This window comes from Yoonia sp. R2-816, assembly GCF_046762905.1.
Lineage (GTDB): Bacteria > Pseudomonadota > Alphaproteobacteria > Rhodobacterales > Rhodobacteraceae > Yoonia.
On sequence record NZ_JBKQXN010000311.1, the window covers coordinates 398,915 to 417,542 of the forward strand.

Here is an 18,628-nt window from a genome sequence, read left to right on the forward strand (position 1 = left end):
GGCGGCGCGTTAAGTCTCTGAAAAGGTTAATGACAAGGGGATGGGTCAAGACCCATCTTACGTCGCGGCGCTGGTGTGACTATGCGCGCAAGGCGCGCTTGAGGTCATCATAAAGAGCCAGCCGTTCACCGGCATCCAGAAACGCCCCGATCTCAACCTCACGATCACCGCCGCGCAGGGTGATATAGTTTTCGACCGGCCCGCCCTTGGGGTGCAGATGCACGGTGACCCAATATCGCTTCGCCTCCCATTCCTGGGTATCGCCTTTGGGATTATGCCGGGTCAGATGGGCCGTCGTTTCGTCAACGGTCAGTTCTTCCAGAACTTCCCCGCGCTTGTAGCTGATGTTGAGTGCCGTCCAGAGCCCCCAAAGCATCAGCAGAAAGAACGGCAACAGGCCCCACAGGATGACCGTGCCCAGAAGAGTGATCAGCGGCAGCGACACAAGCGTCGCGGTCGCCCCCATGAACAGCACGAAATCCTTGCGCAGCAATGACCGGTATGGCCAGAGGCTGAGCTGCCAATCCGGATCGTGATGCGGCGGTTCTGATGACCATTCGTAGGGCATGGTTGTTACATATCCCATTCGCGTGGCCGGGCAAATGCGTAGAGCTGTCGCGGGGCCTTGCGCCCGCAGCATTTCATGATGATCTAGAGGCGTGAAGATATGTGAGAAGGTCGGGCGAATGACAGATATGGTGACACGTCCCAAAGTGGTGATCATCGGCGCGGGCTTTGGCGGTCTGGCCGCGGCAAAGGCCCTTAAACGCGCGCCCGTCGATATCGAGATTGTGGACAGGCGCAACTATCACCTGTTTCAGCCGCTGCTTTATCAGGTGGCAACGGCTGATTTGTCGCCCGCTGACATCGCCTGGCCGATCCGGGCGATTTTTTCACGCCAGGCCAATGTGTCTGTGACCTTGTCGGAGGTCCGGGATGTCGATGTGGCCGCCAAACAGGTGATCAGCGCTGATGGGGCCATTGATTATGACTATCTGATCGTCGCGACCGGTGCTGATCATTCCTATTTCGGCAACGACGATTGGGCGACGCATGCGCCCGGCCTGAAACGCCTTGTTGACGCGACCGACATCCGCAGGCGGGTTCTGATGGCGTTTGAACGGGCCGAGCTGGCCGATGATCCTGACGCAAGGGAGCGCGAGTTGACATTTGTTGTCGTGGGCGGTGGCCCCACCGGGGTCGAGATGGCGGGTGCCATCGCCGAACTGGCCCATTTCACGCTGGCTCGTGATTTTCGCCGGATCAAATCAACCGATGCGCGGGTGATCCTGATCGAAGCCGCTGATCGTGTCCTCGCCCCGTTTCCGCCCAATCTGTCAGCCAAGGCGCGTGCCGCGCTGGAAAAGCTGGGGGTCGAAGTCTGGACTGATACAAAGGTCAAGGACATCACCGCAGAGGGGGTGACATCGGACAAAGGATTCCTGCCTGCCGCGACCGTGGTCTGGGGCGCAGGGGTGGCGGTCAGGCATCTGGACAGGTGGCTTGGCGTAAAGACGGACCGCAGCGGGCGGGTCGCAGTGGCACCAGACCTGTCAGTGCCCGGCCGCGAGGACGTGTTCGTGATTGGCGATGCGGCCAAGGTGGTTTGGAAAGACGGGCAGGACGTGCCGGGTATCGCACCGGCTGCCAAGCAGGAAGGCGCGTTTGTGGCCCGGTTGATCGCGGATCGGGTGGCTGGACAAACAACCCCGCGGGTTTTCAGCTACCGCCACGCTGGCAACCTCGCGACCATTGGTCGCCACGCGGCGGTAATTGATTTTGGCCGGATCAAGCTGTCCGGCTTCATCGCCTGGTGGCTATGGGGCATCGCCCATATCTATTTCCTGATTGGCGTGAGGCAGCCTGTTGTTGTGGCGCTCAGCTGGTTCTGGTCATACCTGACCTATTCAAAAGGGGCCCGGCTGATTATCGGGCACCCCCGGAAGCGAACCGAGGCCGCAGAGACGTGACAGATCAGGCGATCTGCCTGGCGGTCACCGGCAAGAGCCGCTGCCTTGTCTCGTCCCGGTGCTTTTTCAGATAGCGCATGAATGGCGTGCCGCCGGTGCCGACCTCAACATCGTTGCCGGTTGCCGCGCTGTTCTGTTTGTTGATGTAGGAGGCCGCGTATTCCAGATGGCGCGACCGAAAATCGGCGACAGCCTGAATGTTGGAATTGTAGGCCATGACCAGGTCGGGCATCTCGCTGGTCTCAACAAACGCGCGCAAGGTGCTTTCGCGGCGTAGGTCTTCGATGAAACGGCGATGCGCGGGCGGGCGGTAGATATGAAGTTCGTCCAGATAGGCCTTCATCGGGTCATGCGCATGTCCGACGCCCAAAAGCGCATCCATGGCGGGGACAATAGAGGATTGCGAGCCGGTCTGGCCGCGAAACGCCTGCCCCTTGGTGCCGTATTCTGGGACATCTTCGTAGATGATCCCGTGGGGCAGGGCAGGGTTGTCTTTCCAGCCGTGAATATAGGGCCGGACCCGCGCAAAATAGATGTAAGGATCGCAGCGTTCGGGCATCCGGTCGAAGATCGCGTTGATGTCGGCCCAAACCGCGGCCATTTCGGTCAGCAGTCTATGAACCGCCGCGGTATCATGCGCGTTGACCGCATTGATCACAGCGGGCATCCGGCTGAGCGCACCGCCTGCGCGGGCTTCGATTGCCACATGGATCAGGACGAACCATGCCTCGTCCTGTCCGCCCAGAAAGTGCTGCAGCATCTGGATATTGTCGAGCGTGATACCCCTGCCGCGTTCGACTTCGGCCCAATTGTCGAGCACATAGGCGCTATAAGGCAGCAGTGGCAACTGGCCCAAATGGTCGGCGAGGGCGGCTATCGGGACAGAGAGGCAGCGCGGCAGGACCTCGGGTGGTGTCGCTTCGCCCCAGACATAGGCCTGCACCATGAAGGAATAGTGGACCATCGCCAGACGCAGTTCCTCGGTGGTCGCGGTTGCGACGATGCGGGGCATGTCGGGCTGCGGCAGGCGCGCGCGCAAGAGGGCGCGGATCCGTCCCGTGGGCAGAAGCTGGGGCAGGGATCGGGCGACTTCGCGTACGGCGGCAAGGTCACCGGTCAGCGTGACCTCATCGGCGTTGAACTGGCAAAGAAAGCCGCGATCTTCCGAGATGTCGTAGTGTTCAAGCGCCTGCATTGCGTATCCCTTCCTATTGCCAAGCTAGTTTTGGTGATTATGGTCGGAAATGGCGGCAAAGATGTTGCTCGTTCAGTGCAATAGAGTAAAGTTTCACAACAAATGTCCGATATTGATCCTGCGAGTGAAAAAATATTGTCAGTTCTCGAAAGCGAGGGCCGACTCACCAATATCGCGTTGGCTGATAAGGTTGGCCTGTCGCCATCAGCCTGTCTGCGCCGTGTGCAGGAGTTGGAGCGGACAGGCGTGATTGCGGGGTACCGTGCAATCATCAACCGATCGGCGATTGCACCCCGGATAACGGTGTTTGTGACCGTCGGTCTCGCGCAGCAACTTCATAAGGACGCCCGGGCCTTTGAAAATGCGATGGACCGTGCGCCGCAGGTTCTGGAGTGTCACAACATCGCGGGGAATGTCGAATATCTGCTGCGGGTCGAGGTTGGTGATCTGGCGGAATACAAGGATTTTCACGCGCATACGCTGGGGCAGCTGCCGCAGGTGAGCAGCATCACATCGCATTTCTGTCTGCAGACATCAAAGGATGTGCGCAACCGCCTGAAAAGCTGAAAGGGTGCAGTCCGTGCTGTGCGAAATCGTGCGGGTCAGCCGCGCGGACCAAACTGACGCCTGAATGTCCGGCGCCTTCATTTCGGACGCTTCATCCGGTAGCACCACCGGACGTCGCCCGACCTTCCCCAGGAGGGCGATTTTGCAGCGTCACAAACAGCTCGGCGTTCAACCAGGTAAGCATGTCCCGCCAACTATACGCCTTGAGAACGCCCCCCAGATCGGGCGACGCCCTCAGCACTTTTGGGCTCAAACCAGAAGTTGGTTCAAGATTCTTCCTTTCTGTCCATGTCTGCTTGGTGGATTGTTCTGCCGTTCGATCGGGCTTGTTGCACATCTTTGCGACCCGTAAACTCCGAGCAACCAAACTTCGGAGCATGTTATGACCACACGTTTCAACCCCCCGACGGGTTGGCCGCAATTCGGCCGCGCCTTTAACCATGGAATTGTCGAGCCGGAAGGTAGGACCCTCAGGATGACCGGGCAAGTCGCTTGGGATGGACAAGGGAACCTGATCGGCGAACATAACTGCGAAGCACAGATCAGGCAATGCTTTGACAACGTAGAGTATATTCTGCGTGCGGTAGGCGGAAAATTTGAGGATATGGTTTCCCTGACCATCTACTTCCTTAATGCCGACGATCTTCCCGCCATTCAGAAAGTTCGCGCGGAAAAGTTGGCACCGGAAATCGCACCTGCGAGCATCCTGATCCAAACACCCGGCCTAGTCATGCCAGAGCTATTAGTCGAACTGATTCCGGTTGCGGTGATCCCGTATGATCGGTTCCACGAACCCAAGTGGTAAGGAGCTTTTCGTAGGTTTGGGCGCAAACCGACCTTTGCATGACCGCCTGTGCTTTCGCTGCTTGGCCAGCCTCATCAGACAGTTGTCCACATAAAAAAGGCCCCGCAAGGGGCCTTTCTTTTGGGTTAGTGGGCCGGGCTTTTGTCCCAGTCTTCCTGCTTAGGCAGGGTTTCGAACGTATGCTCGGGCGGTGGCGATGGCAGTGTCCATTCCAGCGTGTCGGCATATTCGTTCCACGGGTTGTTCTCGGTCACGCGCTTGCCTTTCAGCAGGGTGTAGAACAGCACGCCGATGAAGAACAGGAACGAGGCGAAGGACAGGAAGGCACCCCAGCTTGAGATGTAGTTCCAGTAGGCGAACGCCTCGGGGTAGTCGATATAGCGGCGCGGCATGCCCTGACGGCCCAGGAAGTGCTGGGGGAAGAAGGTCAGGTTGGCGCCGATGAACATCGCCCAGAAATGCAGCTTGCCGGCCCATTCGGGATACATCTTGCCCGACATCTTGGGCAGGTAGAAATAGATCCCCGCAAAGATGGCAAAGACCGCACCCAGCGACATCACATAGTGGAAGTGGGCGACCACATAGTAGGTGTCATGGTAAACCCGGTCGACCCCGGCCTGTGACAGCACGATGCCGGTGACCCCACCGACGGTGAACAGGAACAGGAACCCGAACGCCCAGAGCATGGGTGTCTTGAATTCCACGGACCCGCCCCACATGGTCGCGATCCACGAGAAGATCTTGACCCCTGTGGGCACCGCGATGACCATGGTGGCCAGCATGAAATAGGACTGCTGTGTCAGCGACATGCCCACCGTGTACATGTGGTGCGCCCAGACGACGAAGCCCAGAACACCGATCGCCACCATCGCATAGACCATGGGCAGGTAGCCAAAAATCGGTTTGCGGCTGAACGTGGCGATCACGTGGCTGATGATACCAAAGCCGGGGATGATGATGATATATACTTCCGGATGGCCGAAGAACCACAGGATATGCTGATAAAGGATCGGGTCACCGCCACCTTCGGGCTGGAAGAAGGTCGTGCCAAAGTTACGGTCTGTCAGCAGCATGGTGATCGCACCCGCCAGCACAGGCAGGGCCAGAAGGATCAGCCATGCGGTCACAAAGATCGACCAGGCAAAGAGCGGCACCTTGTGCAGCGTCATGCCGGGGGCCCGCATGTTCAGGAAGGTCGTGATCATGTTGATCGCACCCAGGATCGAAGAGGCACCTGACAGGTGCACAGCAAAGATCGCAAGGTCCATCGACATCCCGCCTTCAGAGGTGGAAAGCGGCGGATAAAGCACCCAACCTACACCAGACCCGAGCTGACCATTCCCGCCCGGTGACAGCATGGAGGCCACACCGAGCGATGCACCGGCGACGAACATCCAGTAGGACAGGTTGTTCAGGCGCGGGAACGCCATATCAGGCGCGCCGATCTGCAGCGGCATGAAATAGTTACCAAAGCCCCCGAACAGCGCCGGAATGACCACGAAGAACATCATCAGCACGCCGTGATAGGTGATCAGCACGTTCCACAGATGGCCGTTTGGCGTACACGGATCGGCCATGAACCCTTCGGTGCACATATATTGCACGCCCGGTTCCATAAGTTCGAGCCGCATATAGACGGTAAAGGCGACCGAGATGAATCCCAGCACACCTGCCGTCCAAAGGTACAAGATACCGATATCTTTATGGTTTGTGGACATGAACCACCGGGTAAAGAACCCCCGGTCGTCTTCGTGTGCGTCGCCGTGGATGGCTGCATCTGCCATTTTGGCTCTCCTCGTGTTGGCTACTCGTGTCCGCGTACCGATTCACGAGCGGCACCCGGTTTGGGGCGGTTCTAATCGGTTGAACGTAAAGGGGCAATAAAGGATGCAGCGTCCGGCATGGGTAAAATTGGCGCAGGACGCCCAAAGGATTGATCTGGCGCAATGACCGACACGCCCGGTCGGGCCAGATTATGGCGTTGCCCCGGCAAGGGAGGTCCGAATGAACGAACTAATTGCCCCGTTGGTTTTGCTGCAGCTTGTCCTGCCGCTGGCTCTGATTGTGCTCAATGCGCTGGTTCCGTCTGCCAGTCGGGTCGGATTGCTGCTGCGGGGCTGCGCAATCGGGCTTGTGCTGGTTTATCTGGCTTTGGTGGGGCTCTGGCTGTTTCCGCCATGGTGGACCCCTTGGGCGCTGGCGGGGCTGCAGGCCCTGCTCGTGATTTGGCGATGGCCGCGCACCCATTCCCGTCGGATGATCTGGCGCGTAACCGAGGCGGCGTTGGCGGTTATGGCCCTGTCGGGGATCACCTGGGTGATCATCCCGCCAGTGGTCGGCCGGGTCATGCCCGACGTTGCGATTGATCTTGCCATGCCACTGGAGCCCGGCCGCTATATTGTCATGTCGGGCGGCACGGCGCCTGCAATCAACAATCACCTGATGACGCTGGCCCCTCGTTTTGCCGACAGTCGCGGCCAAAGCTATGGCGTGGACATTATCGCCATAGACCGGTGGGGATTGCGGGCGGACGGGATCGCGCCGGTTGCGGCTGAAAGGTATCTGATCACCGGCACACCAGTCCTGTCACCTTGCACGGGGCGGGTTGCGCAAGCGTTGGACGGTCGCCCCGACAATCCGGTCCCTCAGATGGACCGGACGGTGATGGCGGGTAACCATGTGCTGCTGGAATGTGATGGGTTGGTGGTGCTTTTGGCGCATATGACACCGGGCAGCGTGGCTGTCGCCACCGGCGATCAGGTCAGCGTGGGGCAGATGCTGGGTCGTGTCGGCAATTCGGGTAATTCGGCCGAACCACATTTGCATCTTCACGTGCAGCGACCGGCGGCCGAGAATGCAAATCCGCTGTCTGGTGATCCTGTCTGGTTCACCGTCGAGGGGCGGTTTCTGGTGCGCGGTCAGCGGCTTGTGGTAGGGCAGGGATCGTAACCCCTGTCTTGCGCGGTGGCCCGAATGCTGGTTTCCTGCCAGTACCCAACCAAAAGGCGCGATATGGCACAGGATGATCCCCCGTTCACCATCGGTATCGAAGAAGAGTACCTGTTGGTGGATCAGGAAACGCTGGCCCTGGCTGCCGCCCCTGATGATCTGATGGCCGCCTGCAAGGCGGATCTGGAAGGCAAGGTCAGCCCCGAATTCCTGGAATGCCAGATCGAGATCGGCACGGGCGTCTGTGCCACCATTGCCGAAGCCCGCGAGGATTTGCGCCATCTGCGCAAAACCGTCGCCCATCACGCCAATGCATTCGGGCTGGCCCCGATTGCCGCGTCCTGCCATCCGTTTGCCGACTGGAAGGACCAGCACCACACGCCTAAGGAACGCTATGACCAACTGCGCCGTGATCTGGCCGGTGTGGCCCGGCGCATGCTGATCTGCGGGATGCATGTGCATGTGGGCATCCCGGACGAGGATATGCGCATCAAACTGGTCAACCAGCTGAAATACTTCCTGCCGCATCTGCATGCCTTGTCCACGTCATCGCCGTTCTGGCAGGGCGACGACACTGGTATGAATTCCTATCGCCTGACCGTGTTCGATAATCTGCCGCGCACCGGCCTGCCGCCCGAGATGACCGACTGGGCGGCGTTTTCGTCATCGGTGGACACCCTGGTGTCGCTGGGCCTGATCGAGGACAGTTCGAAAATCTGGTGGGATTTGCGTCCATCCTCCAAGTTCCCGACAATTGAATCGCGCATCTGCGATGTGGTCCCGCGCATGGAGGTCACGCTGACCCTGGCCGCCCTGACGCAGTGCCTGACCCGGATGATCTGGCGCAAGATCAAGAATGGCGACGGCTGGCGCGTGATCGACAATTTCATGATCAGCGAAAACCGCTGGCGCGCGCAACGCTATGGTGTGTCCGAAGGGCAGATTGATTTTGGCCGCAAGGCGCTGATTTCCTTTGAACAGGTGGTCGACGAAATCCTCGACCTGATCGCCGAGGATGCCGAGGCGCTGGATTGCGTGGCCGAGGTTGAAGCCGCACGCGCCATCGTCACCGAGGGTACCAGTGCGGACCGCCAGCGCGCGACACATGACGCGGCGCTCGCCCGCGGGGCAATCCCGCACGAGGCGCTGCAGGCGGTGGTTTCATCGCTGGTCACGGATTTTCATCGGGATTTATAAGAGGCTGCCATGAGCTTTGACGACACAAGCAAAGAAACCCTGTTCGGCACACCGCTGCTGCGGTTTCAAGTGACTAATCACGCGGCCCTTGATGCCGCCTTGCTGGAGGAAGGCGCGCGCCAGCGCGAGGCGAGCGAAGGCGTGAACAAGTCAAACCGCGGCGGGTGGCATTCGGCAGGCAATATCTTTGACTGGGACGCCGATTGTGTCCGCACCCTTTATGCCGCCGCAGAGGCATCCGTCTACGAAGCGACACGCCGTGTATCAGCCAAAGTGGATCCGGCCACATTGCGGCTCAAGATATCAGGCTGGATGAACATGAACCCGCCCGGCGGGTTCAACGCGCCGCATACCCATCCGGGCGCGCATTGGTCGGGGGTCTACTACGTCTCGCAACCAGCGGTAGAAGAGGGCACATCGGGCATGATCGAGTTTCTAGATCCCCGGTCGGATCTGCCCAACTGGCGCATCCTGCGGGCCAAGGCGTTCCGCCCCAAGCGCCGGATCAGACCCCGTGTCGGCGAGATCGTGATGTTCCCGTCCTATCTGGTTCACTGGGTCTATCCCAATGAAACCGACGAAGAACGGGTTTCAATCGCGTTCAACGCAACCTTTCGCAAGGCAAAGTTGACGTAAGGGCAACTCTTGGTTGATCGATCTGAATTGGTCATGTAACCTGTTGGTATATCTGAAAAACGTGGGGGTTGCGGCGTGGCGCAGCGATGACATCCGGTATGCCAGAAGATGCTGTGGCCGCATATCTTGAGCGTGTGGCCGACTCCCGCGTTCTGGGCCGCAGCAAGCGCCGAATGCGCCTACTGGAATACCTGGTCACTGCAGAAGCCAATGGGGAAGGCGAAAACCTCAAGGCCTATTCCATCGGTCTGGATGTTTTCGATAAACCGGACGATTTCGACCCATCAATTGACAGTATCGTCCGGGTAGAAATCGGGCGATTGCGCAGCGCCCTTGCCACGTTCGAGGACAGCAAATTTGCTGATACGCAATTGGTTGTCGATATCCCCGTTGGAACCTACCGCCCGGAATTGAGCCTGCGCGATACATCGGCCGATGCCCCACGCCGGGTCAAGCGCAAGGGCGGCCGGGTCGTGGCACTTGTGGCGCTGGTGTCCTGGGGGTTGGTGATGGGGGTGTGGCTCTATCTGCACGGACCGCGCGATGAGATACCGACAGACAACCACGTCAAGATCGAACTCCGGCCAATCGAGGGGGATGCAGATGCCGCTGCACGGATTGGTGCGGCTTTGCGCGGCGGATTGGTGCGCAACCAATCTCTGACGATCCTGTCACCGGATGATCCGTCGGATACAGGGCTGGCACCGGATTTCGAACTGCGCGGACTGGTGCGCGCAGTGGATGCCTCGCATTACCGGGTCGATGCGGAACTGATCAATGCCGCCACCAACCGAGTGGTCTGGACGCGGTCCCATGTGTTCGAAGACGGGCCGGAATTTGAAGACCGAGTGATGGCCGTGCTGGGTAATGAAGTGCGGCAACGCGCGTTCGGGGCGTCGCGCGTCGCACTCGAAGGGCGCGACCCGCAGACACTGACACCAGAACAATTGTTTATCATGGCCACCTGGGTGCCCGGGCGGGCCATGAATTCCATCGCTTGGGAGCAGGAGCGGATCGCACTGGCCCGCCTTGCGCTGGAAAAGGACCCGGATTTCGGGGCCGCCCATGCGGTTCTGGCCGACAAGCTGGCGTTTCTGGCCAATGTTTACGGGCCTGCAGATACACCCGAACAGCGCGCCGCAGCCGAAATGCATGCACGCCGGGCGTTGGAACTGGCTGCACTTGATCCAGAGGTCGTGTTCGCCGTGGCGCAATCGAAATGGCATTCGGGCAATATCGCAGAGTCGCATCTGCTGATGCAGCGGGTGCTGGAACTGGACCCCGGTCACGATCTGGCCCGCTTTCTGGAACTGGTCATCCCCTATACCTGCCGGGTGCCGCCTGGCAACGTGCTGCAGCAGGCCATAGAATTTGATGACCGTCTGGCCGGCGACAATCCCATTCGCTGGCTGACGCTCAGCTGGATTGCATGGCTGCACGCCCATCGCGGCGATTACGAGATTGCGTTGAATATCGAGCGGCGGTCGGCACTGATTTTTGAATTTCCATATACTTTCATGCGCCACGCGATGCTGCTGCAGCGGCTGGGCCGCACCGAAGCCGCCGTGGCGGTGATCGAACGGCAGGATGCCAACTGGCCGGGGATTTCGGCGGATCATTTCGCCCGGGTCACGGTGCCGAGATTGTGTCAGGAATCGCCATTGGCCGCGGAATTTGTGGCAGCTTACGAGGCGCTGGGCGATGCAATGGCGGCGCGTCAGTGATAGCGCTGGTTCAAAAACACATTCTGAATCAAAGCATTAGATAATCTGTAACAGGTTGTTAACCTTCGCGTGCCTCACATTGCTGCCAAGGGTTTGCCACATAGGGCTCACCGAACGCCTCCTCAGGGCAGTCGTGGGCAACGCCGCCACGCCACCACTCACCATGTGACCCTGCCTTTCACATGCAACGGCGCTTGCAGGGTGCTTGGTGCAGGTTGGGGACAGACCTGCACCGGGTGCCACCGGTAAAACAGCACCCAAACCGCAAATTACCACGCTTTTTCAAACGATTGCCGCCTTGACGGGGCAGGGGCGTTGCAAGGACGCTTGCCCCCCAATAGCCATGAACAGGAGAACCCATGGGCGCGTCCATCAATGCCATCTTCGGGGGCGCATTTCTGCTGCTCGCATTGTTCCTGACTTTCCTGATGTTCTATTTGTGGAAATTTCCCTTCGACAAGGAAAAACACCAAAGCGCCGCCCCGCGATCCCTGATGACCCTGCACCGGCTGTTTGGCTACGTTTTCGTTGCGATCTACATCATCCTGATGTGGGATATGGTGCCGCGCCTGTGGTCCTACCAGATCGAATTGCCCGCCCGGACCGTGCTGCACCTGACGCTTGGGCTTGCGGTCGGGGCGATTCTGATCGTCAAGATCATGGTGGTCCGGTTCTTCAAACATATGGAATCCACCCTCGCCCCGCTTCTGGGGACATCGTTGTTGATCTGCACATTATTGCTGACCGGTCTGGCCTTGCCCTATGCCGCGCGCGAAGCCTATTTGCGGGCCACTGCGCAGGACGGCCAGAACTTCGCACAAGACCGGATTGATCGGGTGGTTCAGTTCCTGCCCCAGATCGGGTTCTCGGACGAGGCCGGGTTGCGAGCGCTGGCCTCCTCGGCGGGGCTGGCCGAAGGCCGCGATGTGCTGACCCGCAAATGCACGCAATGCCATGATCTGCGCACGATCCTTGTCCGTCCGCGCACGCCAGAGGCGTGGCGCAGCACCGTCGCCCGGATGGCGACGCGGTCGACCACGCTCAACACGATCAGCGAAAGCGAAGAATGGAGCGTGACCGCCTATCTGATCGCCATTTCTCCGACCCTGCGCGAGGTCGCAACCGAACGGCGCGCCCTGACGGTCGAGGTGCGCGCCAGCCAAGAGGCGCTGCGCCTGTCTGCGACCCGCGCCCCGGATTACGACCCGGACGCGGCGAGGCAGGTGTTCGAAGCGAAATGCGCGCAATGCCACGCGCCCACGCTGGTGGAGCAATCCACCTTCAACAGCGCCGACGACATACGCGTTCTGGTGACACGCATGGTCGGGAACGGCCTGACTGCCGATGACGGGGAGCTTGGCCAGATCATCGCCTATCTTGCCGAAACCTATGCCCGCGCAGAGGGGCAGTAGGTGTCGTGAAATGTTGTGAATAATTGGCGTGGGTCCACTGAATCCAATAAATGACGCACCCGGAGCGAACCTGGCCCAGTCTTGGGGAAGTCGTGATGCAATAACTTCTTTGCTTACTTTGCCGCCATTCCCATTGAGGTCTCAAATGGCGGCTTTGGAAAGAACTAATGCCTCCTCGTTGGCAGGGCCACTTCGATTTCGTAGCTTCCCATTTCCCGATTTGGGGCTCTCCGAGGCCCACGACGTTGCCACTCTGGAAGTGTGATCGCGTTATGCGATCCAGTCCAAAATCTGGATTTATTCCCCCTGAAGAAGTCTGAAAGGCCTATTCCTCATCTCCTATGATCTGAGTTAGGCGACCGATGCCATCCTTGATCTCTTCGAACCGCTCTGCATGATTGGCGATGCCTTGACTTGCTGCGAAGAGAACGCGTGCCAGTGCAGCCGCCTCTTGCGCTTCAACCTGACCCGCAACCAACTGCGCCTCTAATTCGCCTTCGATCTCATGATCGCTATCGCGAAACCGCTGCTGACTGGTCAAATCCTTTGCGGCAAAAAGCTCTGCCGCATGCGGTGACGTCCTGACCAGATCGAAAATCACCCGATGCTTGGCGATCAGGGCATTGCCAATCTTGTCGCGGAGCGTCAGCCCATCGCGCAATTCGGTTTTCACCACCTCGACCAGCCGCGATGCCAGCCGATCCGCCACGGCGGCAAACACGGCATCCTTGTCCTTGAAGTAACCATAGACTGTAACCTTCGACATACCGACGGCCTCGGCAATGCCCTCCATCGTCACGCCGCGAAACCCTTGCGTGACAAAGACATGCTGGGCTGCATTCAGGATTTTGTCGCGGCGGGCGGCTTTGATTGGCGAGAGATCTGGCATGGGAGGGGCTGTCACCGGCTTGACTATTATTGAACGTATATATATCTACTCGTTCAATTCGTAAGAATCAACAAGGTTCTCCTCATGTCAGACAAGATACTCGTCAGCGGCGCAACCGGTTTTATCGCCAGCCACACCATCGAACGGCTGCTTGCAGCAGGACATGACGTCGTTGGAACAGTACGCGACCCCAAGAACACATCAAAGACGGCGCACTTGCAGGCGATGTCTGGCGCAGACCAACACATGACGCTTGTCGCGGCTAATTTGACAGACACAGACCCGTTTTTGGCCCATACGGATGTCGATGTCATCCTGCATATGGCCAGCCCCTATGCGATGAATGTTGAAGACGCGCAGCGCGATTTGGTCGATCCTGCCGTGCAAGGCACCGTGTCGATGTTGACGGCGGCGGCAAAATCGCCGCGTGTGCGGCGTGTGATCATAACATCCTCAATGGCCGCGATCACCGACGAACCTGACGGGCGGGTGCTGACCGATGAAGACTGGAACGACAAAAGCACGCTGGCCCGCAACCCGTATTACTATTCCAAGGCAATGGCGGAGCGCGCGGCATGGGACTTCATGGAGGCTGAGAAACCCCATTTTGACCTGGTGGTCATCAACCCGTTCTTGGTGATCGGCCCGGCACATACAGCCGCGATCAACACATCAAACCAGACCTTCGTGGATATCATCGGCGGGGCATATCCGGCGGTGATGGCGCTCAACTGGGGGTTTGTGGATGTGCGCGATGTGGCAGATGCGCATGTTGCTGCACTTTCGGCGGACGTTCCCGCAGGGCGCTATATCGCTGCCAGCGCAAATATGGACATGGCCGAAGTGGTCGCGTTGTTGCGCGCCTCTGGCTACGGACACACGAAGTTGCCGAAGTTCAAGCTGACCGGCGCGATCGGAACCGCGTTGATGAAACTGGCGAGCTTTGGACAACCCAAAGGCATCGGCTCTTATCTGCGCACCCATCTGGGGCGTATCCCGCGATTTGATAACACCAAGATCAAACGCGAGATGGGAATAACGTTCCGCAGCCCGCAAGAGAGCATACAGGACACGTTGGCTGACCTGACGAAATGGGGCCATATCCCTGCACCCAAAGCATAAGGAGCCCAGCAGATGTGGAAATGGACCAAACGTCTTCTCGGGCTTGTTGTCGTTCTGGTGGTTGCCCTGCTCGGCATTGTCTATGTGTTCTTCGGGCGCGGCGCGGACTATATCGATCTAACGACAGCGCCTGTGTTGCCGCAAGGAACGATTGAGGCGGCAGTGATTTCCGATCGACCTATGGGCAATGCGGCGGTGTCGGCAGATGGGCGCATCTTCTACACGATCCATCCTGAATCAAACCCGGAACCGCCTTATCTCTACGAATGGTTTGATGGCGCGGCCGTGCCATTCCCCGCAACGGGGCAGGCCGCGTTGTTCACCTCACCCTTGGGCGTTGTCGTCGATGCGCAGAACCGGCTCTGGGTTATTGATCCCGCAGATCACGGCATGGGCCAATCTCGGCTGATCGCCTTTGATCTTGGCACCGGTGGTGTGGTTCACAATCATGCGTTCGCACGAGACATCGCACCGCGCGGCTCATTCTTACAAGATATGCAAATCAGCGATGACGGGCGTTGGATTTACGTCGCCGATGCAGGATTTTGGGCCAAACGGCCAGCCATCGTTGTCTATGACACACAGAATGAATCCGCACGGCGTGTACTGAACCGGCACGCCAGCCTCTATCCACAGAACCTCCTGGTCCGAAATCAAATCAAAGACATGTCGTTCTTCGGCGGCCTGCTTGAGATGAAAACAGGGATCGACGGCATTGCGCTGAGCCATGACGATGCATGGATATACTACGGCGCGATGAACCATGACATGCTGTACCGCATTTCAACGACCGCTTTGCAAGACGCAAGCCTGTCGGATGTCGATCTAGCGGCTCAGATCGAAGAGGTCGGTCAGAAACCTCTGAATGATGGCTTTTCGATAGACGCGCAAAACAATGTGTTCATCACGGATATCGAGCATCAGGCGGTGCTGTCCATGGCACCTGACGGCACTCTGACAACAATCGTGCGTGATGATCGTATCCGCTGGGCAGATGGGTTGAGTTTCGGGCCCGATGGCTGGCTCTATCTTGCCGACAGCGCAATTCCGCATCTCGCCCTGCAAAATGCAGAACACCATGCGGCACAGGCACCCTATTATATCTGGCGGTTCAAACCGGGGACGCAGGGGCGACCAGGGCAATGACGCAGGCGTACTACGGGAGAGCTACCGTTAGTGGGTGGCGCAGCATCGTGCATTTTTGGGCTCACAGCTGAAACCTACCGCGTTGTCGTGCAGCCACTGTCAGTCGATGCCGTTAAGTCCATATTCGTCCGATGTTCAGCCAGCTCTCACCCGCCCGGTCGCAGACCGGTTTCCACCAACATGCCGCGCCGTTTTGCCTCGTAATAGTAGCCGCGCGCGTACCAGTTGACCGCTGTCGCCTCGTCCCCCTCCGAGATCAGCCACGCGCCGCGCAGATAGCGGCCTGCGTAGATCAGGTTGGTTTCCGCATCCAGCAGCCCTTCGGGTGATCCGCGATAGCCCATGGTGCGGGCCGTTTCGGGCAAGATCTGCATCAGACCATAGTAGGGCCCGTTGCGGGCGGCGGGGTTGTGGGTGCTTTCGCGGATGATCACCCGGTGCAGCAGGGTGACGGGGATATCATGCACCGCGGCGTATTTGTTGATCAGCCGCCGCAGCTCGGGCGTTTCGTTGGGGTAAAGCGGGATGTTGGCCCGGCGCGCTTCGGGTTCGGACCGGCGACTGCACCCGGCAAGGGCGGCGGCGCTGCAAAGGATCATGTGGCGGCGTGTGATCATTGGGATATCCTGCTCTTTGTTGTTGCGACCGGTGGGGTCGCCTTTTGTTTATCATTCTGCGCGCACGATAATGCTTAACAAAACCTATCGCACCTGCCCGATGGGGTCCGACGTTTTGCCGACGCAAGTCCGACGCGGTGCCGACCGTCGAAAATCAGGATTTGTTATGCAATAACAAAGGGCTGGTGATCAGGGCGCCCACCGCAAAAAATTGCCGATCATCCGCAGACCTGCTGTCTGGCTTTTTTCGGGGTGGAATTGCGTGCCGATGATGTTGTCGCGGCCCACGATGGCGGTGATGTCGCCCGCGTAATCCACATGGGCCAGCCGTTCGGCGGGGTTGGCCACGTCCATCGCGTAGGAATGCACGAAATAGGCGTGATCGCCGGTGTCGATCCCGTCCAGCACCGGGTGGGGGTGGTCGATCACCAGATCGTTCCAGCCCATATGAGGAACCTTGAACGCTGGATCGGCGGGGGTGATCCGGCGGATATCGCCGGCGATCCAACCGAAACCGGGGGTTTCTTCGTATTCGTGCCCGGTGGTCGCCAGCATCTGCATGCCGACACAGATGCCAAAGAAGGGTCGCGCGCGGTTTGTCACCGCGTCGATGATGGCGTCTGCAAGGCCGGTGCGGGCGAAAAGTTCGGCCCGGCAATGGGGAAAGGCTCCGTCGCCGGGCAGCACGATCCGGTCGGCGCGGGCGACCACATCGGGGTCGGCGGTGACGATGATGTCACCGGCGTCGACCTCGCGCGCCATCCGTTCGAACGCCTTTTGCGCCGAATGCAGGTTGCCGCTGTCGTAATCGATCAGCGCGGTTGTCATAGGCTGCCCTTGGTCGACGGGATCGCGTCGGCCTTGCGCGGATCAACTTCCACCGCTTCGCGCAGGGCGCGGGCGACGGATTTGAACGCGGCCTCTGCGATGTGGTGCGCGTTGAAGCCGTGCAGTTTGTCGATATGCAGCGTGATCCCGCCATGGGTGCTGAGCGCCTGGAAGAATTCGCGCACCAGTTCGGTGTCGAAGGTGCCGATCTTGCCGAATGGCAGGTCCAGATTGCAGATCAGATAGGGCCGCGCGGACAGATCAAGCGCGCAGCGCACCTGCGCATCGTCCATCGCCAGATGGCAGGACCCGTAGCGGCGGATCCCCCGTTTGTCGCCCAGGGCCTCGGTTAGGGCCTGCCCCAGCGCGATCCCCACGTCTTCGACCGTGTGGTGATCGTCGATATGCAGATCGCCCTTGGCCCGCACGGTCATGTCGATCAGCGCATGGCGCGACAACTGGTCCAGCATATGATCGAAAAAGCCGACCCCGGTCTGGTTGTCATAGGTGCCGGTCCCGTCCAGATCGATGGTGACCGTGATGTCAGTTTCGGCCGTTTTGCGTGTGATCGTTGCTGTCCGCATATTTGCGTTCCTCTTGTCGTCGGTCGCTCTATAGGGGCATCCGGGGCAAGGGCCAAGATTTGTGACGGTTTTTCAGAAATATTTAAGGGTTGGTTGCCTATGGTCACCGCCAACGCTGCCACAAATCAGGAGAATCCGATGAAAGCGCTGATCATGCGGGACGATGCCGAAGCTGCCGCCGGCTGTGCCAAGGCGCTGTTGGACAAGGGTTTTCAGGTGGCTTGCGTGGAAAGCAGGCATATCGCGCAGGCGCTTTTGCGGATTGAACCGGTTGATCTGCTGGTGATGGATGAACGGGTCGGCGGGCGGTTGACCCATGCGCTGGCGCTTTCTGCCGAACGGCGGCATCCCTATATCAGCGCGATCCTGATGACGGATCGGCCGGGTGAAGATACCGATGAACTGTATGAATTGATCCCGTCGCTTTATGCGCTGGCAGGCATATCGGTCGCGCCTGGGATTCTGGCGCAACTGGCCCTGTCCTCGATCGAGGATTTCGCTCAGGCAGAGGCGCGGGTGGGTCGGTTGACAGCCGCCGACTTGGCGGAGGCTGTACTGGGTCCTGACCCGGATATCGAGGATGAACTGGCCGATTGGGAGGATGATCTGGTTGATGAAATTGTTCTGATCACCGATGATTCAGCTGACATTGGCGGCCCTGACATTCCGCTTTACAGCGATGTCGCGCAAAGTCATCCCGCCCTCGCCGAAAAGCTGCCGGAAGAGGAAGAGATTCTCGATCCAGCTATGGCAGATAAGGCAGACCTGCCACATTTCGCGACCTTGGGCACGCCAGACGCTAAATCTGTCGTCCATATTGCACGTCTCAGTAGTATTACTGGGGCCAGATCGGCAGTCTGATAGGTCCAGAAGCCGTGAGTGGCCGGCGAAAATCCGCCGGGCCTGGGAACAATTAACGTTGGGTTAACAGGTTTGTTCCGGCTACAGCATCAGTCATGATTTGACCGATGCCATGCCTCAATTTCT

Annotated in this window: 18 protein-coding genes; 11 read left to right on the plus strand and 7 right to left on the minus strand. The window is 59.1% G+C overall.

Annotated features, from left to right (window positions below):
* Positions 1-79 precede the first annotated feature (79 nt).
* Entirely contained in the window at positions 80-568 is a 489-nt protein-coding gene (locus tag ACFWW2_RS19805; RefSeq protein ID WP_393931472.1) for a DUF2244 domain-containing protein, read from the minus strand.
* Between the two features lie 118 nt (positions 569-686).
* On the opposite strand from ACFWW2_RS19805, the gene ACFWW2_RS19810 reads away from it, so the two are divergent.
* On the plus strand, positions 687-1,970 hold the full coding sequence (locus ACFWW2_RS19810) for an NAD(P)/FAD-dependent oxidoreductase (RefSeq protein WP_393930985.1): 1,284 nt from the start codon (positions 687-689) through the stop codon (positions 1,968-1,970).
* Between the two features lie 4 nt (positions 1,971-1,974).
* Here ACFWW2_RS19810 and ACFWW2_RS19815 read toward each other — a convergent pair whose 3' ends face one another.
* A complete protein-coding gene (locus tag ACFWW2_RS19815) occupies positions 1,975-3,165 on the minus strand; it encodes a hypothetical protein (protein ID WP_393930988.1) in 1,191 nt (396 codons plus the stop codon).
* A 102-nt stretch (positions 3,166-3,267) separates the two neighbouring features.
* Here ACFWW2_RS19815 and ACFWW2_RS19820 point away from each other — a divergent pair, with 102 nt between their 5' ends.
* Both ACFWW2_RS19820 and ACFWW2_RS19825 read left to right on the plus strand, forming a co-directional pair.
* Entirely contained in the window at positions 3,268-3,732 is a 465-nt protein-coding gene (locus ACFWW2_RS19820) for an Lrp/AsnC family transcriptional regulator (protein WP_393930990.1), read from the plus strand.
* Positions 3,733-4,114: 382 nt separating this feature from the next.
* Positions 4,115-4,537, plus strand: a complete 423-nt coding sequence (locus ACFWW2_RS19825) for a RidA family protein (protein WP_393930992.1) — start codon at positions 4,115-4,117, stop codon at positions 4,535-4,537.
* 125 nt (positions 4,538-4,662) lie between these two features.
* Here ACFWW2_RS19825 and ctaD read toward each other — a convergent pair whose 3' ends face one another.
* Entirely contained in the window at positions 4,663-6,321 is a 1,659-nt protein-coding gene (gene ctaD, locus ACFWW2_RS19830) for a cytochrome c oxidase subunit I (RefSeq protein ID WP_393930994.1), read from the minus strand.
* 220 nt (positions 6,322-6,541) lie between these two features.
* Here ctaD and ACFWW2_RS19835 point away from each other — a divergent pair, with 220 nt between their 5' ends.
* The 5 genes from ACFWW2_RS19835 (at position 6,542) to ACFWW2_RS19855 (ending at position 12,455) form a co-directional block, all read left to right on the plus strand.
* Positions 6,542-7,486, plus strand: coding sequence for a M23 family metallopeptidase (locus ACFWW2_RS19835; protein WP_393930996.1), 945 nt, complete (start codon positions 6,542-6,544; stop codon positions 7,484-7,486).
* 63 nt (positions 7,487-7,549) lie between these two features.
* Positions 7,550-8,683: a carboxylate-amine ligase gene (locus ACFWW2_RS19840; protein WP_393930998.1), complete on the plus strand. Its 1,134-nt coding sequence runs from the start codon at positions 7,550-7,552 to the stop codon at positions 8,681-8,683.
* Positions 8,684-8,692: 9 nt separating this feature from the next.
* Positions 8,693-9,319, plus strand: a complete 627-nt coding sequence (locus ACFWW2_RS19845; protein ID WP_393931000.1) for a TIGR02466 family protein — start codon at positions 8,693-8,695, stop codon at positions 9,317-9,319.
* Between the two features lie 86 nt (positions 9,320-9,405).
* Positions 9,406-11,043: a hypothetical protein gene (locus ACFWW2_RS19850; protein WP_393931002.1), complete on the plus strand. Its 1,638-nt coding sequence runs from the start codon at positions 9,406-9,408 to the stop codon at positions 11,041-11,043.
* Positions 11,044-11,402: 359 nt separating this feature from the next.
* Positions 11,403-12,455: a hypothetical protein gene (locus ACFWW2_RS19855; RefSeq protein ID WP_393931004.1), complete on the plus strand. Its 1,053-nt coding sequence runs from the start codon at positions 11,403-11,405 to the stop codon at positions 12,453-12,455.
* A gap of 325 nt (positions 12,456-12,780) precedes the next feature.
* Here the strand turns inward: ACFWW2_RS19855 and ACFWW2_RS19860 are convergent, their stop codons facing one another.
* Positions 12,781-13,344 carry a TetR/AcrR family transcriptional regulator gene (locus ACFWW2_RS19860; RefSeq protein WP_393931006.1) on the minus strand — a complete coding sequence of 188 codons (564 nt, stop codon included), beginning with the start codon at positions 13,342-13,344 and terminating at the stop codon, positions 12,781-12,783.
* 84 nt (positions 13,345-13,428) lie between these two features.
* Here ACFWW2_RS19860 and ACFWW2_RS19865 point away from each other — a divergent pair, with 84 nt between their 5' ends.
* Both ACFWW2_RS19865 and ACFWW2_RS19870 read left to right on the plus strand, forming a co-directional pair.
* Positions 13,429-14,466: an NAD-dependent epimerase/dehydratase family protein gene (locus ACFWW2_RS19865; protein WP_393931008.1), complete on the plus strand. Its 1,038-nt coding sequence runs from the start codon at positions 13,429-13,431 to the stop codon at positions 14,464-14,466.
* 12 nt (positions 14,467-14,478) lie between these two features.
* Complete coding sequence (locus tag ACFWW2_RS19870) at positions 14,479-15,612, plus strand: SMP-30/gluconolactonase/LRE family protein (protein ID WP_393931010.1); 1,134 nt, start codon at positions 14,479-14,481, stop codon at positions 15,610-15,612.
* 146 nt (positions 15,613-15,758) lie between these two features.
* On the opposite strand, the gene ACFWW2_RS19875 is transcribed toward ACFWW2_RS19870, so the two are convergent.
* From ACFWW2_RS19875 to hisB, 3 genes are all read right to left on the minus strand, one after another.
* Positions 15,759-16,229, minus strand: coding sequence for a transglycosylase SLT domain-containing protein (locus tag ACFWW2_RS19875; RefSeq protein ID WP_393931012.1), 471 nt, complete (start codon positions 16,227-16,229; stop codon positions 15,759-15,761).
* Between the two features lie 189 nt (positions 16,230-16,418).
* Positions 16,419-17,057, minus strand: a complete 639-nt coding sequence (gene hisH / locus ACFWW2_RS19880) for an imidazole glycerol phosphate synthase subunit HisH (RefSeq protein WP_393931014.1) — start codon at positions 17,055-17,057, stop codon at positions 16,419-16,421.
* On the minus strand, positions 17,054-17,641 hold the full coding sequence (gene hisB, locus ACFWW2_RS19885; RefSeq protein WP_393931016.1) for an imidazoleglycerol-phosphate dehydratase HisB: 588 nt from the start codon (positions 17,639-17,641) through the stop codon (positions 17,054-17,056). Before hisB ends, hisH begins: the two co-directional genes overlap by 4 nt.
* Positions 17,642-17,779: 138 nt before the next feature.
* On the opposite strand from hisB, the gene ACFWW2_RS19890 reads away from it, so the two are divergent.
* Positions 17,780-18,502 (plus strand): imidazoleglycerol-phosphate dehydratase, encoded by a 723-nt coding sequence (locus tag ACFWW2_RS19890; protein ID WP_393931018.1) that lies wholly within the window; start codon positions 17,780-17,782, stop codon positions 18,500-18,502.
* The last annotated feature ends 126 nt before the right edge of the window (positions 18,503-18,628 follow it).

Coding starts and splice junctions, on each gene's coding strand:
- ACFWW2_RS19805 (WP_393931472.1), bottom strand. CDS start 568: ATGCCCTACGAATGGTCATCAGAACCGCCGCATCACGATCCGGATTGG.
- ACFWW2_RS19810 (WP_393930985.1), top strand. CDS start 687: ATGACAGATATGGTGACACGTCCCAAAGTGGTGATCATCGGCGCGGGC.
- ACFWW2_RS19815 (WP_393930988.1), bottom strand. CDS start 3,165: ATGCAGGCGCTTGAACACTACGACATCTCGGAAGATCGCGGCTTTCTT.
- ACFWW2_RS19820 (WP_393930990.1), top strand. CDS start 3,268: ATGTCCGATATTGATCCTGCGAGTGAAAAAATATTGTCAGTTCTCGAA.
- ACFWW2_RS19825 (WP_393930992.1), top strand. CDS start 4,115: ATGACCACACGTTTCAACCCCCCGACGGGTTGGCCGCAATTCGGCCGC.
- ctaD (WP_393930994.1), bottom strand. CDS start 6,321: ATGGCAGATGCAGCCATCCACGGCGACGCACACGAAGACGACCGGGGG.
- ACFWW2_RS19835 (WP_393930996.1), top strand. CDS start 6,542: ATGAACGAACTAATTGCCCCGTTGGTTTTGCTGCAGCTTGTCCTGCCG.
- ACFWW2_RS19840 (WP_393930998.1), top strand. CDS start 7,550: ATGGCACAGGATGATCCCCCGTTCACCATCGGTATCGAAGAAGAGTAC.
- ACFWW2_RS19845 (WP_393931000.1), top strand. CDS start 8,693: ATGAGCTTTGACGACACAAGCAAAGAAACCCTGTTCGGCACACCGCTG.
- ACFWW2_RS19850 (WP_393931002.1), top strand. CDS start 9,406: ATGACATCCGGTATGCCAGAAGATGCTGTGGCCGCATATCTTGAGCGT.
- ACFWW2_RS19855 (WP_393931004.1), top strand. CDS start 11,403: ATGGGCGCGTCCATCAATGCCATCTTCGGGGGCGCATTTCTGCTGCTC.
- ACFWW2_RS19860 (WP_393931006.1), bottom strand. CDS start 13,344: ATGCCAGATCTCTCGCCAATCAAAGCCGCCCGCCGCGACAAAATCCTG.
- ACFWW2_RS19865 (WP_393931008.1), top strand. CDS start 13,429: ATGTCAGACAAGATACTCGTCAGCGGCGCAACCGGTTTTATCGCCAGC.
- ACFWW2_RS19870 (WP_393931010.1), top strand. CDS start 14,479: ATGTGGAAATGGACCAAACGTCTTCTCGGGCTTGTTGTCGTTCTGGTG.
- ACFWW2_RS19875 (WP_393931012.1), bottom strand. CDS start 16,229: ATGATCACACGCCGCCACATGATCCTTTGCAGCGCCGCCGCCCTTGCC.
- hisH (WP_393931014.1), bottom strand. CDS start 17,057: ATGACAACCGCGCTGATCGATTACGACAGCGGCAACCTGCATTCGGCG.
- hisB (WP_393931016.1), bottom strand. CDS start 17,641: ATGCGGACAGCAACGATCACACGCAAAACGGCCGAAACTGACATCACG.
- ACFWW2_RS19890 (WP_393931018.1), top strand. CDS start 17,780: ATGAAAGCGCTGATCATGCGGGACGATGCCGAAGCTGCCGCCGGCTGT.